Raw genomic sequence first — 17,892 nt, forward strand, 5'->3', positions numbered from 1 at the left:
TAAATGGATATTGTCATTAATATTTTATTAGTTATTCTTATTATTTCTGCTTCTGTATTATGTATATATTTAATATTTACACTTAAAAGTCTTATACGAGAAGCAGAGGCAATTAGAAAAGATGTGCATGATATTGTTGAAAAAGCTCTTCCAGTGCTGGAGAACTTGAATGATGTTTCGAATCGTGCATCGAGAGTTGTAAGTGATATAGAAAATTACTGGGAAGAGGTTGATAGTTCAATAAAAAAAATTAAAGAGAAAATTGCTAACTTCACTTCACTAAAAACATTTCAAGGGAATGATAATCCTGCAAAGGATTTTATAAAAAATCTACGTGCTCTTTTCAAAGGCATATCAACTTTTTGGCAAACATTTAAGAAAAAATAATTTTGGTTCTAAAGTAAGGAGAAATAATCTTGAAAGAGTTCAATGCAGAATCAATAAGAAACTTAGCATTAATCGGTCATGGTGGAAGTGGCAAAACTTCTATTTCTGAATTATTATTATTTACAACGGGACAAATTAACAGAATAGGAAAAATTGAAGAAGGAAATACTGTATCTGACTTTAATCAAAATGAGATTGAAAGACAAATTTCCATAGCCGCTTCTACCTTAAATATGGAATGGAATAGTACTAAAGTTAATTTAATTGATACTCCGGGATTCCCGGATTTTATTGGTCAGGTAATTTCTAGTTTATATGTAGTTGATGTTGCTGTCTCTGTAATTAAAAGTGCAGAAGGTGTTGAAGTAGGTACAGAATTAACCTGGGATTATGTAAAAAAATATAAGCTTCCTGCTGCAATAATTATCAACAAAGTTGATAATGAACATTCCAAGTTTTTTGATACCGTACAAATGGCAAAAAACCGATTGAGTCCAGATGTAACTGTTGTTGCTTTTCCAGTTAAAGAAGGAGTTAATTTTAATTCCATTATTGATTTAATAAAAATGAAAATGGTGACTTACGATGCTCCTGGTACTAAAAAGATTAGCGAAAGTGAAATACCAGCTGAATTGATGGATAAAGCTAAAAAATTAAGAGAAGAACTGATTGAAAAAGTTGCGGAATCTGATGAAGAGTTGATGAACAAGTTTTTTGAAGAAGGCACATTAAGCGAAGATGATTTAAATAAAGGTATTAAAGCTGCAATTATTAAAAAAGGATTAATTCCTGTATTTCCATTTGCAGCTACAAAAGGTGTTGGTGCTAATACTTTCCTTGATTTTATTGTTCATTACTTCCCGGCACCAAATGAAAGAGAACCTATCGAAGCTTTAATGAAAGAAGGAAATACAAAAGTAAAAGTAAATTGTGACGCAAACGGTGAACCAGTTTTGTTTATCTTTAAATCTCTTTCAGAACAACATGTTGGCGAATTATCTATCTTTAAAATTTATTCAGGAACGTTAACACCTGGAATAGATTTAATTAATACACATAAAAATAAAGTTGAAAGATTAGGTCAGCTATTTACACTAAATGGTAGAAATAGAACTGAAGTAAGTAAACTATATGCAGGTGATATAGGTGCAGTAGTTAAATTGAAAGATAGTCACACTGGCGATACTCTTTGCTCAAAGAACTTTACAGTTGTTCTTCCAGAAATTGAATATCCAGAACCTGTAATTCGTTTTGCTGTAAAACCAAAAGCTAAAGGTGACGAAGATAAAATTTCCGCTGCATTGCATACTGCACACGAAGAAGAACCTACATTAATATCAAAGTATGATCCAGAAATTTCTCAGACAGTAATTGCAGGACAGGGAGAACTTCAATTAAATCTTGCTATAAAACTTCTTAAAGATCGATATGGAGTTGATGTGGATTTAGTTGAACCAAAAATTCCATATCGCGAGACAATTAAAGGTGTTTGTGAAGATGCAGAATATAAACACAAAAAACAATCAGGTGGACGTGGTCAATATGGTCATGTACATTTGAAATTGGAACCACTTCCACGTGGTGCCGGTTTTGAATTTGTTGATGCAATTGTTGGTGGTGTTGTACCTGGACGATTTGTACCTGCGGTTGAAAAGGGACTCAGAGAAACTATGGCAAAAGGGATTCTAACTGGAAGTAAAGTTGTTGATATTAGAGTAACCTTATTTGATGGTACACATCATCCGGTCGATTCTGATGAAATTTCATTTAAAATTGCTGCATCTCAAGCCTTTAAAAAAGGTTTCCTTGAAGCTAAACCAGTTCTCCTTGAACCAATTTATGACGTAACCATCAAAATTCCAGAAGAATTTATGGGTGATGTAATGGGCGATATATCAAGTAGACGTGGTAAAATTCAGGGTATGGATTCAGAAAGTCCTTTCCAGATAATTAAAGCAAAAATTCCACTTGCAGAATTGCATAAATATTCAACTCAATTGCGTAGTTTAACTTCTGGAAGAGGAATGTTCACAATGAGCTTTTCTCATTACGAAGAAGTACCAAAAGAAATCGAAGCAAAAATTATTGAAGAATATCAAAAACAAAAAGAAGAAGAAGCAGAATAAATTATTTCTATTTAATTTTGAGGCGGAATTATTTCCGCCTTTTTTATTTATAGGAGATATATGAAAAGACTCTGGTCTCCCTGGCGATCACAATATATTGAATCTTTTATAAGAAAAAAGAATAATAACGAATGCATTTTTTGTAATGCAGTTAACGAAAATATCAATGATGATAATTGCTTGAAAGTATTCGAAGGTAAATTATGTTATGTGATGTTAAATTTATATCCATACAATAGTGGTCATGTAATGGTTATTCCACATCGTCATATTTCTTCATTCAGTCAATTAACTTCAGAAGAGATGATTGAAATAATGGAAACTGTTAAATTGACACTGGAAGCACTTGATATTACAATGAAACCACATGGTTATAACTACGGTGCAAATCTTGGAAAAGCAGCTGGAGCTGGTATAGATGACCACATCCATTTTCATGTTGTGCCGAGATGGGATGGCGATACAAACTTTATTCCTGTTCTTGGAGAAGTAAAAGTAATATCTCAGGATTTACTTCAAACAAAAAAAAATTTAATTAACGCATTTGAAAAGATAATTAATAAAAAAAATGAAAAATAAAATTAATGTTCTCGTAGCTCCAAATAGTTTTAAAGAATGTGCAGATTCTGTTGAACTTGTAAAATTATTTGAAATCTCTTTTGATAAAATTCTTAAAAGCAATATTAAACCATATGTTGATTTTATTTATAAACCAATCTCCGATGGAGGAGATGGATTTTTAGAAGTATGTAAATACCATTTCGGTTTAGAAAAACTTCATTTTGAAATTTCTAATCCACATAACAATGAAAAATTTTTATGCCCTGTCGGTTATTGGGAAGAAAAAAAATTATTATTTATTGAATCTGCAGAGGTTCTGGGATTTAAAAAAATACCAGAAGAATTTCGTAATCCAATGGTGCTCTCTTCAAAAGGAATGGGAGAACTTTTACTCCAGATACTTGATGGATGCGAAAATGGTTTAATTGATATTGAAAAGATATTAATAGGAATTGGAGGAACAGGAACAAATGACCTCGGTCTCGGAATGATGGAAGTATTTGGACTGGAATTATATGATAAAGAAAATAATAAATTAGAAGTAATTCCAAAAAATTTTGAATTAGCTCAAAAAATTGTTGTACCAGAAATTCAACTGCCTTTTAAAATAGAAACTATAATAGATGTTCAAAATCCTTTACTCGGTAATAAAGGTGCAATCAAAGCTTTTGCTCGTCAAAAAGGAGCAAAAGAAGAAGATATAATTCATCTTGAAAAAGGTTTTCAAAACATTCTAAAAGAGCTTGAACTTGATAATGAATTTATTTCTAAACTAAGTGGAGCAGGTGGAGGATTAGCAGCAGGATTTAAAATATTTTTTAATGCCGAAGAAATGTATGCAACTGATTTTATCAAAAATAATCTCAATATAAATTCTGAAAGTAGTATCTATAATCTTGTTATAACAGGAGAAGGAAAATTTGATTTCCAGAGCCAGATGAATAAAGGTTCTATGATAATTGCAAATGAATTTACAAAAAAGAATATTCCTGTTTTTATTGTTTGTGGCGAAGCAAATGTAAATTTACCTGATGATGAAAATATTCGTGTTATAGAATTAGCTGAATATTTTGATACTACAGAAGAATCAATTAAAAATATCGACCTTGGTATTGAAATAGCATGTAAACAAATAATTAAATTTATTACAAAACTTATTGAATAAATAAAGTGACAAAAATGGAAAATGAATTTGAGAAAATAGAAAGGGTAAAAGTAGCAGCACTTGATGAAATTCTTGGTAAAAAATTTCCTGTCCTTGATGATGGTTTTATTCGAGTAATTGACTATATGGGTTCAGATGAATCGATTGTTCAGGCTGCAAGAGTTTCTTATGGAAAAGGAACAAAAAAAGTTAGCGAAGATAGAGCTTTAATAAGATATTTATTACGTAATAGACATACAACACCATTTGAAATGTGTGAAATTAAATTTCATGTTCGAGTACCAATGGATACATGGCGTCAATGGATTAGACATCGCACTGCAAATGTTAATGAATATTCAACACGATACTCAATTGCAATAGATGCTACACAAAAAACCAGTCCAACTCAATGGCGTATTCAAGCTAAAGATAATAAACAGGGGAGTGATGGTTTTTTAAATGAAGAAATTGGTAAAAAACTTTCTCAACGCGAAGAAGAACTTCAAAATTTTGCACGAGAAATATACCAGGAAAGACTTGAACTTGGTGTTGCTCGTGAACAGGCAAGAAAAGATTTGCCACTTTCAACTTACACAGAAGCTTACTGGAAAATTGATCTTCATAACCTTTTGCATTTTTTATCTCTTAGAATGGATTCTCATGCACAATATGAAATTCGTAGTTATGCAAATGTAATAGGGAACGAAATTGTTTCTCGCTGGTGTCCAATAACATGGGAAGCATTTCAGGATTATCAGATGAACTCACTTTCACTCTCTGCTAATGAAATTAAAATTGTTAATGCAATAATTCATAATAAAATTGATGATGCTTTAAAAATTGCTAAAGAATTAGGCTGGTTAAATAAAATTGAAAATAGACTGGTGCGTAACAGAGAAAGAAATGAATTTGAAGAAAAATTGGAACGCCTGGGATTGCAAAAACCATGGTGAGTTAATTTTTTCAATTAATCGACTAAATATTAAGATTCTCGTAGTGTGATACACTTCATGAAATTACCGATTAAATTAACTATGCGATTAATGGTAAGAATATAATAAAGTAAAGTTTATTATAATTGTTACTCAGGAGAATAAAATAATATTAAAAAATTTTTTAGAAGTAATTTGAAAAAGATAATAATAGCGGCTGTATCAGAAAATTTTGTGATAGGTAAGAATGGTAGAATTCCCTGGCATAATAAAGAAGAAATCGCACATTTTCGTAAAACTACCACTGGATTTCCAGTTTTAATGGGAAGAAAAACTTTTGAATCGATTGGAAATCCATTAAAAGATAGAATTAATATTGTCATAACTCACAATAAATTTTATAATCAACAATTTCCACAAGTACTTGTTTTTGATTCAATTACCAGTGCTTTAGAATATTGTGAAAAAAAATTTGAAAAAGTTTTTATAATTGGTGGAGAAAGTATTTTTAATCAAACAATTTTAATAGCTGATGAAATTATATTATCGAAAATGAAATTCAATATTGATGGAGATGCACACTTTCCATATTTTGAACTAAATCAATGGGAATTAAGTTCTGTTGAAGATTTTAAAGATTTTACAATTTATCATTATATTAAAAAACAAAATTAGTTGAGAATCACATTGAATAATAAAATAAAAATATTACCAGAAAATGTTGCAAACAAAATAGCAGCTGGCGAAGTTGTTAATCGTCCCGAATCTGTTGTTAAAGAATTACTCGAAAATTCAATAGATGCAGGAGCAAATAAAATTGATGTGATTATAAAAAATGCAGGTAAATCTTTAATTCAGGTGGTTGATGATGGTATTGGTATGAGCGAAGAAGATGCTGTGCTTTGTGTTCAACGACACGCAACAAGTAAAATTTCTACAATAGAAGATCTCGAAGCAATTTCAACTTTTGGTTTCAGGGGCGAAGCCTTAGCTTCAATTGCAGCAGTAAGCCAGTTTGAGTTGAAAACTAAAAGAGAAGAAGATGAATTAGGTACCATAATTAAAATTGAAGGAGATGGAAATCTTCTTGTTGAAAAAGGATCTTTCCCTCGTGGGACTTCAGTATCTGTTAAGAATTTATTTTTTAATGTTCCAGCAAGAAGAAATTTTTTAAAAAGTAACGCAACAGAATTAAAACATATTATTGATGCGTTTAAAAGATCTGCACTAAGTCATCCAGAAATAAGTTTTAAATTTTACAATGAAGATGACTTAATATTCGATTTCCCTGCTTGCTCAATTCATGAACGAATGAAAGCAATCTTTGCAGAAAATATAATTGATGCTCTCCTCGAAGTTAAAGAGTTAACAGATTATATAAGTTTAACTGGCTTCGTTACTAAACCTGCTTATTTACAAAAGAGTAAAGGCGAACAATATTTCTTTTTGAATAAAAGATATGTAACAAATAAAATAATTAATCATGCTGTCTATAGTGCCTATGAAAATATTCTTGAAAAAGGTGATTATCCATTCTTTGTTTTATTTATGACAATCGATCCTCATAAAGTAGATGTTAATGTGCATCCTTCGAAACTCGAAGTTAAATTTGATGATGAAAGAGAAATTTATGCATTTGTACACGCTGTAATTAAAAAAACACTTGGTAGTTATGATTTAGTGCCAAATGTTTCACTTGAAGGGAATACTACTGATGTAACTATGAAATTTCAGAATTTCAAATCAATTGAAAAGGAAGATTTTAGCGATAGACCATTTAGTAAACAATTTGAATCAAAAAGAACACCAATCTTTAGTGAAGATGATATTGAACGTTTATTCGGAAATTTAAACAAAGATATAAAAGCTGCTGCATCACCTTCAGAAGTTCCTCATCCATTTGAATCAAAACAAATTGAAATTACTCATCAATTCGATGGCACTACAAATTCAGAAGCGGATTCTCCTTTTATTGTAATGCTACATAATAAATATATTTTATCTCAAATTAAAAGTGGTTTGATGATTATTGATGCTCACGTTGCTCACGAAAGAATCTTATACGAACAAGCATTACAGTCTTTTGATGCAAATATACCTTTTTCACAACAATTACTTTTTCCACAATCAATTCAACTTGATCCAGCTGATTATCAATTAGCAAAAGATCTCGAACCATACTTAACTAATCTTGGCTTTGTTATAAAATTCAAAGCAAAAAATGTAATTGATGTGATCGGGATTCCATCAGACATAAAAGCTCAACACGAAATTGATATTTTACTTGATATACTTCACGAATTTCGTAAAAATCAACAGGAAAAAAGGCTCGATATTAAAGATAATCTTGCAAAATCATATTCGTGTAAAGCAGCAATCAAAGCAGGTGATAAATTAAATGAAAGAGAAATGAGAATACTTGTCGATAAATTATTTGCAACTTCAATGCCTTATGTTTGTCCACACGGTAGACCAATTATAATAAAAATACCTATAGAAGAATTTGATAAACGTTTTGGAAGAACATAAATAATATTTAGATGGACTCTTTGAAAAAAATAATTTTGTATCTGAGATTAATACGGATTACTAACTGGCTGAAAAATATTTTTGTATTTGTACCACTTGTTTTTTCAAAACATCTATTCAACTTAGATTATTTTTATAAAGCAGTAATTGCTTTTCTTATTTTTTCTTTTGCATCAAGTCTTGTTTATGTTTTTAATGACATAGTCGATGTTGAAAGAGATCGAGTTCATCCTGTCAAAAAAAATAGACCTCTTGCAGCTAATTTGTTAAGCTTACAGGAAGCAAAGATTATATTAATTATTTTATCTCTTCTTACTATTACTTTATGTATTACTATCTGGAATGAATTTGTATATGTTGTTTTTATATATATCCTTATTAATATTTTTTATTCATTGTACTTGAAAAATATAGTTATTGTTGATGTTTTTTGTATAGCTGCAGGTTTTATGCTACGTGTTATTGGTGGTGCATTAATAATCTCAGTTTATATTTCTAACTGGCTTATACTTACTACACTATTTTTATCTTTGTTCTTAGCAATAATGAAAAGAAGGTTAGAATTTATTAGTTATCAAAAAATTGAAATGCAGCGAGAAGTGCTGAATAAATATACACTTAATTTTATTGATCAAATGGTTTCTCTTACATCGGCAGGAGTTGTTATATCATATGCTTTGTATACAGTTGCATCGAGAACTATTTTATTATTTGGTACAGAAAAATTAATTTATACAACAATCTTTGTTTTGTTTGGAATTTTTCGTTATATGTATATAGCTTTTAAAGAAAATAAAGGGGAAAATGTTATTGAAGTATTATTAATAGATAAACCAATGATTTTTAATTTATTACTTTATATCGTTACTACATTATTAATAATTTACTTCTAAATAATATGATTGATGAGATACTTGGATTAATAATATTACTATTTCTTAGTGCATTTTTTTCATCTTCTGAAATAGCTTACATTATAGCAAATAAAATAAAAATAGAGTTGCGAGCAAGAAAAGGAAATATTTATGCTAAAAATGCCTACTATTTTGTAAAAAATCCTGATAACTTCTTTTCAACAATTCTAATCTCAAATAATATAGTAAACATTGCATTTGCTTCAATAATCTCATTCTTTTTGATTACATATTTTAATCTGGAAGAATTTGAGATACTTTTATTATCTTCATTTCTAATTCTACTATTTGGAGAGTTGATACCAAAATATCTTGGGACTGAACTTGCAGATTTACTCATTTTAATTTCATCAATACCACTTAGAATAATTTCATTATTGCTTTATCCTTTATCAAAAATTACGAGTAACATTTCTTTAATAATAAATAAAATGGGAAAAATTGAAGAAGAAAATATATTAACTGTTGTTGATAGAGAAGATATACAGAATTTAATCGAAGAGAGTACTAAAGCAAAAAAAATTGACGAAGAACAATCTGATATAATTTATAAAGTAATCGAAATTAAAGAACAAAAAGTTTACGAAGCAATGACTCCAAGAACTGATATAGTAGGAGTAGACATCAATAGCACAATTGAAGAAGTAATTGAAAAGTTTATAGAATCTGGTTATTCAAAACTTATTGTATATGAAGAAAATCTTGATAACATCAAAGGGATGGTTTTGATTAAAGATCTATTCAATATGCCAGATAACTTAAGGTCAATAATGCGAGAAGTTGTTTTTGTTCCAGAAACCAAAAAAAGTCTTGAAATGCTGAATGAATTTCTTGAAAAACAATTTTCTATTGCTGTAGTTGTTGATGAGTTTGGTGGCACCGCTGGAATTGTAACAATGGAAGATTTGATAGAAGAATTATTTGGTGAAATTAGAGATGAATATGATGTTGAAGAGAAAATAGTGAAAAAAATTAATAATAATACTTTTATATTAAGTGGTAAAGTTGAAATAGATTATCTTAATGAAGAATTAAATTTTGGAATTGAAGAAGGTGAATATGAAACAATAGCTGGTTATGTAACTACAAAATTAGGAAGAATCCCGCTTAAAGGGGAATCATTCAAAATAGACCACTTTACTATTCTTATTCTTAAATCAAGCAAAACAAAAATTGATTTAATGAAAGTTATTGTTGAACTCGAAACCAGAGAAAGTTAACCTTCATTTATCTTACAGGTGGATAAATCAAAAATTCTTTATCTTTGAAAATAAATAATTGAAATGAATTGCTAAATTTTAAAGTTTACTGTAGAGATAAAAATTCAAAAGCCAGAGCAGGAGAATTCCATACAGCACATGGAATTGTAAAAACTCCGATATTTATGCCAGTCGGAACACAGGGAACGGTCAAAGCTATTACACAAAGAGTTTTGAAAGAAGAAGTTAAAGCAGAAATTATTCTTTCGAATACCTATCATTTGTATCTACGACCTGGTACTAAAATTCTTGAAGCTGCTGGAGGTTTACATAAATTTATAAGCTGGGATAGACCGATTTTAACCGATAGTGGTGGTTTCCAGATTTATAGTTTATCTGAACTTAGAAAATTAAAAAAGGATGGAGTAGAATTTCGTTCGCATCTCGATGGTTCAATGCATTTTTTCACTCCACAAAAAGTAATTGAAATTCAGAGGAGTATTGGTTCTGATATTATGATGCCATTAGATGAATGTACACCTTTTCCATGTGAATATGAATATGCAAAGAAATCTAAAGAACTTACATCGCAATGGGCAATACTTAATAAAGAAGCTTTTCATTCAACAACTTCTCTTTATGGTTATGAACAATATTTATTTGGCATTGTTCAGGGAAGTGTTTATAAAGACTTGCGTGAAAGTTCAGCAAAAGATTTAACAAGATTAGATTTTGATGGTTATGCAATTGGTGGTTTAGCAGTAGGAGAACCAACTGAAATTATGTACGATATAGTGAATTTTACAACAGATTTTTTACCAGAGAATAAACCAAGATATTTGATGGGAGTAGGTAGACCAGAAAATATTTTAGAAGCTATTGCACTGGGAATTGATATGTTTGATTGTGTAATGCCAACTCGTAATGCTCGTAATGCTTATCTATTTACTTCTTGTGGAATTGTTACTATGAGAAATTCTATATATAAAGATGATTTCAGTCCACTTGATCCGGAATGTGATTGTTATACATGCAAAAATTTTTCAAAAGCATATTTAAGGCATTTATTTAATGCTAAAGAAATATTAGCTTTGGAATTAGCAACTATTCACAATTTAACTTTTTATCTTAATCTTGTTCGTAAAGCTCGAGAAAAGATATTAGAAGGTACATTTGTAGAATGGAAAAATGAAGTAATTAAAAAAATATCAGTAAATGTTCAATTAAAAGAGGAGTAAAAAATGAACCTATTATTTGCAATGGCACCTCCACCAAATGGACAGGGTGGTGCAGGTAGTTTAATAAGCACATTAATAATGTTTGGTGCAATCTTCTTGATATTCTATTTTATGATTATACGACCACAACAAAAAAGAGCAAAAGAAAGAGAAAAGCTTTTAGCATCAGTGCAAAAGGGCGATAAAGTAATTCTTAGTAGTGGACTCTATGGAACAGTTGCCCAGTTAGATGAAAAAACTGTTTTAATAGATGTAGGTAATAATGTTAAAATGAAATTTGATCGTTCAGCTATTGTAACAATTCTTAAAGATTAATCTTGTATTCATAAAGATTGCCTTAATCTCTTTGATTAAGGCAGTCTTATAATTTCAAAGGAGGAATATGAAAGAACTTAGTATCAAACAAAATTTTCTTGGAATAGAAAAAAAGTATTCTAATTATGAAAATTCTCAAATTGTAATTTTGCCAGTCCCATTGGAAAAAACTGTTAGTTATGGGAAAGGTACAGGTAAAGGACCTATTGAAATACTAAAAGCTTCTCACTATGTAGAATTTTATGATGAAGAGATGAAAAGAGAATTATGTTTCGAGAAAGGGATTTGTACACTGGAATTAATGAATCTACAGAAATTATCTATTGAAAAATCGTTACAAAAAATCCATAAAGAAGTAGCAAAACATATTGACGAAGGAAAATTTGTTGTAACACTCGGAGGTGAGCATTCTTTGTCAGCTGCACCTATTATGGCATATAATGAAAGATTTCCGAATTTATCAATTCTTCAGATTGATGCACATTCTGATTTAAGAGATAGCTATGAAGGTTCAAAATATTCTCATGCAAGTGTTATGGCTCGTGTTGCGGAATTTAATTCTAATATTGTTCAGGTTGGAATACGTGCACAATGCATTGAAGAGTTGGATTTAAAAAGAAAAAAAGGAATTAAAACTTTTTATGCTCGAGAAATTAAAATGGGAATGTACGGAGAAAATTGGCAGGAGATTGTTGCAAACAACTTAACAGAAAATGTTTATATTACATTTGATGTTGATGGTCTGGATCCCTCTCTAATTCCAGCTACTGGAACTCCAGAACCTGGTGGTTTATTCTGGGATGAAACAATGAATCTTCTTAAAATAGTTGGATCAGAAAAAAATATTGTGGGTTTTGATGTAGTTGAATTAGCACCAACAAAATTTCATCCATCATCAAATTTTGTTGCTGCGAAACTTACTTATAAAATGTTGAATTATGCATTTATTGGAAGATAAAAAATATTGATAATGATTTGTAAGGTTATGAAATGAAAAGTAAAATTTACTTCAAAACAGGAAATATTGAAATAATTAATGATGATTATTTAACTACTGATTTGATAAATGATGAATCAATAGACTTGGTTATCACATCACCACCTTACAATGTAGATATAAAATATAATTCTTATACAGATGATATTGATTATAAAAAATATTTAGAATTTACACATAAATGGCTTGAGAAGACATATCAACTGTTAAAAAGTGATGGAAGGTTTTGCCTAAATATTCCACTTGATAAAAATAAAGGTGGGCAACAGAGTGTTTATGCAGATATTGTTACTATAGCAAAAGAAGTTGGTTTTAAATATCATTCAACTATAGTCTGGAACGAACAAAATATATCAAGAAGAACTGCATGGGGTTCGTGGCTATCTGCTAGTGCACCGTATGTAATTGCTCCTGTTGAAATGATTGTAGTGTTATATAAGAAAAAGTGGAAAAAAATAAGCGGTAGTAAAAAGTCTGATATAACAAAAAGTGAATTTATTGAATGGACTAATGGAGTCTGGAATTTTATGGGTGAAAGTAAAAAAAGAATTGGGCATCCTGCTCCATTTCCGTTAGAATTACCAAAAAGATGTATAAAATTATTCAGTTATGTAGGTGATATTATTTTGGATCCATTTTTAGGAAGTGGTACTACATTGATTGCATGTAATTTAACAAATAGAAAAGGGATAGGTATTGAAGTTGATAAAAATTATTGTGAATTGGCTAAAAAAAGAATTTTGAAAGAATCTATGTCTTATCAACTTACTTTAAATTCTATTTTGGAGATATAAATGAAAAATAAAAGTATAAACGATCTTGTAATGGAGTTTTTTAAAAATCATCCCAAGCAAGATTTACCACATGGACCAGTAGTAGATTGGGTAGAAGAAGAGTATAAAAAAATATATAATAAAAAACCACGAGATGTATGGAGACAAATAAGAATGCTTCATCAATTAGGTAAATTAATTAAGGTTAAAAAAGGTATATATAGATATGACCCCGATTATGTTCAAAATAAAAATATTTATGATTTTTCACAAAAAATGAAAGAAAAAATATTTAAAAGAGATAACTACAAATGTGTTGTTTGTGGAAGAGGTATTAATGATGGGGTTGAAATATGTGTTGATCATATAATACCAAAAGATAAAGGTGGGAAAAATATATTATCAAATGGTCAAACATTATGTATGGAACATAATTTATTGAAAAAAAATTATTCTCAGACAGAAGCAGGAAAAAGATATTTTATTAAAATTTACAAACAAGCATTAAAAAATAAAGACGAACGTATGGTAAAATTTTGTAAAGATGTTTTTGATATCTATGATAAATATGAAATAAATGGACATATTAGTAGACCTAATGGTAAAAAGAAAAATTAAAACTTTTTATTAATTAAACACGATGAGGATAAAGAAAAAATAATTATTTAAAACTTTGTATTAACTACTAATAATAATTCAGAGAATAATATTTAAATATAAATTAAGAACAATATTTCTTAAAGTTGTTTATAAATAGAATTTTCAAAAAGCTTATTATGACTGAGGGAAAATTGAAAAAATTACTTTTAATTCTACTAATATTATTCTCCTTTATAAATATTTCTGCTCAAAAAATTTATTATGGAAATATTGAAGGAGAAATAGATTTAGGTATAGCTCCGTATGTAAAAAGAGTTATATCCGAAGCAGAAAAGAACAACGCAAATGCTGTAGTTTTTAGAATCAATACATTTGGTGGTAGAATTGATGCAGCAACTCAAATTAAAGATGCTATTCTAAATAGCAAAGTAAAAACTATTGCTTTTGTTGATAAAAGAGCAATATCTGCTGGTGCTTTAATTGCACTTTCTTGCGAAAAAATAGTAATGGTTCCTGGTGCATCTATGGGAGCTACAACTGTTGTTGATGTTTCAGGTCAAAAGCAATCTGAAAAATATCAATCATATATGCGCTCAGAAATGCGTTCTACTGCCGAAAAAAATGGTAGAAGAACTGATATTGCTCAAGGTATGGTTGATGAAAGTATTGTTGTTCCAGACTTGCAGGATGATAGCACAAAACTAATAACTTTAACTTCAGAAGAAGCTCTCAAATATAAAATGGCAGATACAGTTGTTGCATCGTTTGAAGAATTAAAAAAGGCTTTTGGATATAATAATGCAGAGGTTATTAATGTAACTTCAAACTGGGCAGAAGATTTGGTAAGATTCTTAAATAATCCCATTGTTTCGTCTTTACTTATTATGCTTGGTCTGATAGGCTTGTATACTGAAATTAAAACTCCAGGTTGGGGATTACCGGGCACCTTAGGCATTGTATGTTTAGCTCTCTTTTTTGGTTCAGGTTATATTTTACAAATTGCTTCAATTATAGAAATATTGATATTTGCTCTTGGAGTTATTCTACTTTTGGTTGAAATATTTGTGATACCTGGCTTTGGAATTTTTGGTATAATCGGAATTATTTTAATGATTGCTGGTTTATTTCTGGGATTACTTTCTGACTTTTCTTTTGTTGATTGGAATTTAATCTCATATGCAATTATACAACTTGCTATAACTTTTATTGGTACAGGCATTATAATTTTAGCATTAATAAAATATTTACCTAAAGCCAGTATGTTTAATAAATTAATATTACAGGAAAGTGTAAAAGAAAAATCGGGTTACGCATTAAAAGAAAAATTTGTAAATCTCATTGGTAAAGAAGGGATTGCTTTAACTGACTTACGTCCTGCGGGAACTGCTCTGATAGATGGAGAAAGAATAGATGTTGTAACCGAAGGAGATTTTATTACCAATAATTCAGTTATTATTGTTAAAAAAGTTGAAGGTTCAAAAATTGTTGTTGGAAAAAAATAAGAACACAGACAATCGTAATATTTATCTTAATTGATTTTTTGTTTTATGATTGTCTGTGTTCTCTCTTATTAAAGTAACTCGATTATATTTTTATTCAAAGTATAATCTTTACGAACAGCTTTTCTTAATTTTTGTGTTTCATCTCTTACTTCCAGAGTTGCTACAATTTCTACACTTGTTTCTGTTTCTGCTTTAATTAAAATTCCTTTATCGATATTAAATAGAATATTTCCTGAACCTGATATTTTAGGATCATTGAAATTATATTTAATCCCATTATCTTCACCTTTTTTATTGCCTGTCCAGGTGCACGATAAATTAGCACTTAATTTTGCAGCTTTATCATTATTTATTTTAAAGAAATCTTCTACTTTGTAAGTAATTGTATTATCAATTTTAAAGATACTTAATTGACCTGGATAATTTTTTTGCCAGGTAGAATCTTTAGCTAAAGATTTTTTTGGTAATTCTCTAAAAAGTAATTGAGTGATTGGTTTTATTAATGCATCCCCAAGATTTTTAGCAAATTGTGATTTTTGTTCTGCAGTTAAATTTTGTTTTTGAGGCTGCAAAGAATTCATTTTATCGATAATCTTATCAAGTCTTGATACTTCAATTACTTCTCCTTTTTCACTTACTCTTGCACGATATGGAGTGTTATGAATGGATAAATATTCAAAATACTTTTGTTGTTCTTCTGGAGTTAATTTTACATTGGAATCAAAAGTAATTTTTTGACCATTTATATCTGCATTAATTTTTAATGAAGAAATATTTAAAGATAATTCTGCAGTTTTGTCATCATCAACATCAAGAACTTCAATATCAAATATGTAAGTAGTAGTTTGATTAGATTTCGATTGCATTAAAGAATCGGCTTGAATACTTTCAAATGTTGATGTGATAGCAGTAAGCTTGTATTTAAGTTTATCGCCCTTTTCAAATTTGTAGCGAAGAGAAACTTTTTCGCCTTTTAGATCAATACTTTCCAGTTTAGCCTTTGAAATATCTCCACTGTACTTTTCTTCTTTTTTACTACAAGAAGTGATAAGAAGAATAGAAATTAATAGAACTAATAAATATACATTTTTCATATTATCTCTTTTTATTGTTTGATTAAAATATTTTTGTTAATTCCATCCATTGATTTCAAGAAGTTCTTTTCTTGAGAAAAAATGAGCTATTTCTTTTAATGCATTTTCATTTGAATCGGAACCGTGAACAATATTTTCCTGAATATTATCTGCATAAAGTTTTCTTATTGTTCCTTCTTCAGCTTTTGCTGGATCGGTAGCCCCAATTAATTTTCTAAACTCTTCAACTGCATTTTCTTTTTCAAGTACAATTGGAACACATGGACCTGAAGTCATATATGCAATTAAGTCATTAAAGAAAGGTCTTTCTTTATGGATTTCATAAAATCCTTTTGCAGAATCAGGTGTTAGTCTTACCATTTTCATTGCAAGTATTTTAAAGCCAGCGTCCTGTATATGTGAAATAACTTTTCCAATTAAATTTTTTCTTACACAATCAGGTTTAAGAATAGCTAAAGTTTTGTTACTCAATTTTCTCTCCTTATTTGTTATTAAATTATTTTACTTTGCTTTTTAATTTTTTATTTGACTTCTTTTTATTAGAAGAATTTTTAAGACTAATTTTTTTATTTAATTTTTTTGTTGATTTAATTTTATCAAGTACTCTTTTCATTGTAATACCAATTTCAGCAGGACTTTCAACAACATGAATGCCTGCTCTTTTCATTGCTGCCATTTTTTCAGCAGCAGTTCCTTTGCCACCAGAAATTATTGCGCCTGCATGTCCCATCCTACGTCCCGGAGGGGCAGTTCTACCAGCAATAAAACCAACTACAGGTTTTTTAACATACTTTTTAATGAATTCGGCAGCTTCTTCTTCTGCATTCCCTCCAATTTCGCCAATCATTATTATAGCTTCAGTATCAGGATCTTCATTAAATAATTTTATAATATCAATAAATCGTGAACCAATAATTGGATCGCCACCAATGCCTACACAAGTAGATTGACCAATACCTAAATCTGTAAGTTGTTTAACTGCTTCATAAGTTAGAGTTCCACTTCTTGAAACTATTCCAACTTTTCCTTTTTTATGAATATATCCAGGCATAATTCCGATTTTAGCTTTACCTGGAGAAATTATACCAGGGCAATTTGGACCAATTAATCGTACATCTTTACCATTTAATGAATGATATACAGAAATCATATCTTTAATTGGAATGCCTTCTGTAATGCAAACTATAAGTTTAATACCAGCATTTGCTGCTTCTAAAATTGCATCGGCTGCAAAAGCTGGGGGTACAAATATTGCAGAAGCATTGGCTTTTGTAGCTTTCACTGCTTCTGATACAGTATTGAATATCGGAATATCTGTGTCCTCAAATTTTTGTCCACCTTTTCCAGGAGTTACACCAGCTACTACTTTTGTTCCATATTCTAACATCTGTCGAGTATGAAAAGAACCTTCGCTGCCAGTTATTCCTTGAACTATTACTTTTGTTTTTTTATCCAGCAAAATACTCATGGTTTTATCCTTAGTGTATTTGTTTAATTTTTTATTTACAAAATTAAGAAAACCTTTTAAATAAACTTTATAAAATTTCTTTTTGATCTTATTCATTTAATGTAAATTTG

18 protein-coding genes are annotated in these 17,892 nt (G+C 29.4%); 15 read left to right on the forward strand and 3 right to left on the reverse strand.

Translation table 11 applies throughout. The features are described from left to right. The first annotated feature begins 3 nt into the window (after positions 1–3). The 15 genes from VJY38_RS08035 (at position 4) to VJY38_RS08105 (ending at position 15,220) form a co-directional block, all read left to right on the forward strand. Positions 4–387 carry a DUF948 domain-containing protein gene (locus tag VJY38_RS08035; RefSeq protein WP_353680172.1) on the forward strand — a complete coding sequence of 128 codons (384 nt, stop codon included), beginning with the start codon at positions 4–6 and terminating at the stop codon, positions 385–387. Between the two features lie 29 nt (positions 388–416). Next, a complete protein-coding gene (gene fusA, locus VJY38_RS08040; protein ID WP_353680173.1) occupies positions 417–2,513 on the forward strand; it encodes an elongation factor G in 2,097 nt (698 codons plus the stop codon). Between the two features lie 60 nt (positions 2,514–2,573). Beyond that, positions 2,574–3,092: an HIT family protein gene (locus VJY38_RS08045; RefSeq protein ID WP_353680174.1), complete on the forward strand. Its 519-nt coding sequence runs from the start codon at positions 2,574–2,576 to the stop codon at positions 3,090–3,092. Then, the gene (locus tag VJY38_RS08050) at positions 3,082–4,239 is read left to right on the forward strand and encodes a glycerate kinase (RefSeq protein ID WP_353680175.1); all 1,158 of its coding nucleotides are present in this window, start codon (positions 3,082–3,084) and stop codon (positions 4,237–4,239) included. The genes VJY38_RS08045 and VJY38_RS08050 overlap by 11 nt, the downstream gene beginning before the upstream one ends. Positions 4,240–4,253: 14 nt before the next feature. Then, a complete protein-coding gene (gene thyX / locus VJY38_RS08055; RefSeq protein WP_353680176.1) occupies positions 4,254–5,174 on the forward strand; it encodes an FAD-dependent thymidylate synthase in 921 nt (306 codons plus the stop codon). 174 nt (positions 5,175–5,348) lie between these two features. Beyond that, a complete protein-coding gene (locus VJY38_RS08060) occupies positions 5,349–5,828 on the forward strand; it encodes a dihydrofolate reductase (protein WP_353680177.1) in 480 nt (159 codons plus the stop codon). Between the two features lie 12 nt (positions 5,829–5,840). Further along, complete coding sequence (mutL, locus tag VJY38_RS08065; protein ID WP_353680178.1) at positions 5,841–7,682, forward strand: DNA mismatch repair endonuclease MutL; 1,842 nt, start codon at positions 5,841–5,843, stop codon at positions 7,680–7,682. Positions 7,683–7,702: 20 nt separating this feature from the next. Continuing rightward, the gene (locus VJY38_RS08070; RefSeq protein WP_353680179.1) at positions 7,703–8,575 is read left to right on the forward strand and encodes a decaprenyl-phosphate phosphoribosyltransferase; all 873 of its coding nucleotides are present in this window, start codon (positions 7,703–7,705) and stop codon (positions 8,573–8,575) included. Positions 8,576–8,580: 5 nt separating this feature from the next. Next, positions 8,581–9,816, forward strand: a complete 1,236-nt coding sequence (locus VJY38_RS08075) for a hemolysin family protein (RefSeq protein WP_353680180.1) — start codon at positions 8,581–8,583, stop codon at positions 9,814–9,816. Positions 9,817–9,884: 68 nt separating this feature from the next. Then, positions 9,885–11,033 (forward strand): tRNA guanosine(34) transglycosylase Tgt, encoded by a 1,149-nt coding sequence (gene tgt / locus VJY38_RS08080; protein WP_353680181.1) that lies wholly within the window; start codon positions 9,885–9,887, stop codon positions 11,031–11,033. Between the two features lie 3 nt (positions 11,034–11,036). Beyond that, on the forward strand, positions 11,037–11,348 hold the full coding sequence (yajC, locus tag VJY38_RS08085; RefSeq protein ID WP_353680182.1) for a preprotein translocase subunit YajC: 312 nt from the start codon (positions 11,037–11,039) through the stop codon (positions 11,346–11,348). Positions 11,349–11,415: 67 nt separating this feature from the next. Next, positions 11,416–12,306 (forward strand): agmatinase, encoded by an 891-nt coding sequence (gene speB / locus VJY38_RS08090; RefSeq protein WP_353680183.1) that lies wholly within the window; start codon positions 11,416–11,418, stop codon positions 12,304–12,306. A 32-nt stretch (positions 12,307–12,338) separates the two neighbouring features. After that, the gene (locus VJY38_RS08095) at positions 12,339–13,139 is read left to right on the forward strand and encodes a DNA-methyltransferase (protein ID WP_353680184.1); all 801 of its coding nucleotides are present in this window, start codon (positions 12,339–12,341) and stop codon (positions 13,137–13,139) included. Next, a complete protein-coding gene (locus VJY38_RS08100; protein ID WP_353680185.1) occupies positions 13,140–13,736 on the forward strand; it encodes an HNH endonuclease in 597 nt (198 codons plus the stop codon). A 173-nt stretch (positions 13,737–13,909) separates the two neighbouring features. Beyond that, entirely contained in the window at positions 13,910–15,220 is a 1,311-nt protein-coding gene (locus tag VJY38_RS08105; RefSeq protein WP_353680186.1) for an NfeD family protein, read from the forward strand. A gap of 68 nt (positions 15,221–15,288) precedes the next feature. On the opposite strand, the gene VJY38_RS08110 is transcribed toward VJY38_RS08105, so the two are convergent. Genes VJY38_RS08110 through sucD form a run of 3 tightly spaced genes read right to left on the reverse strand, consistent with a single transcriptional unit; the run spans position 15,289 to position 17,782 of the window. Further along, positions 15,289–16,314 carry a DUF6263 family protein gene (locus tag VJY38_RS08110; protein ID WP_353680187.1) on the reverse strand — a complete coding sequence of 342 codons (1,026 nt, stop codon included), beginning with the start codon at positions 16,312–16,314 and terminating at the stop codon, positions 15,289–15,291. A 36-nt stretch (positions 16,315–16,350) separates the two neighbouring features. Further along, a complete protein-coding gene (gene ndk / locus VJY38_RS08115; RefSeq protein WP_353680188.1) occupies positions 16,351–16,785 on the reverse strand; it encodes a nucleoside-diphosphate kinase in 435 nt (144 codons plus the stop codon). Between the two features lie 25 nt (positions 16,786–16,810). After that, positions 16,811–17,782 (reverse strand): succinate--CoA ligase subunit alpha, encoded by a 972-nt coding sequence (gene sucD, locus VJY38_RS08120; protein ID WP_353680189.1) that lies wholly within the window; start codon positions 17,780–17,782, stop codon positions 16,811–16,813. Positions 17,783–17,892: the final 110 nt, after the last annotated feature.

It is taken from the genome of Rosettibacter firmus (assembly GCF_036860695.1).
In the GTDB taxonomy this organism is placed as follows: Bacteria; Bacteroidota; Ignavibacteria; order Ignavibacteriales; family Melioribacteraceae; genus Rosettibacter; species Rosettibacter firmus.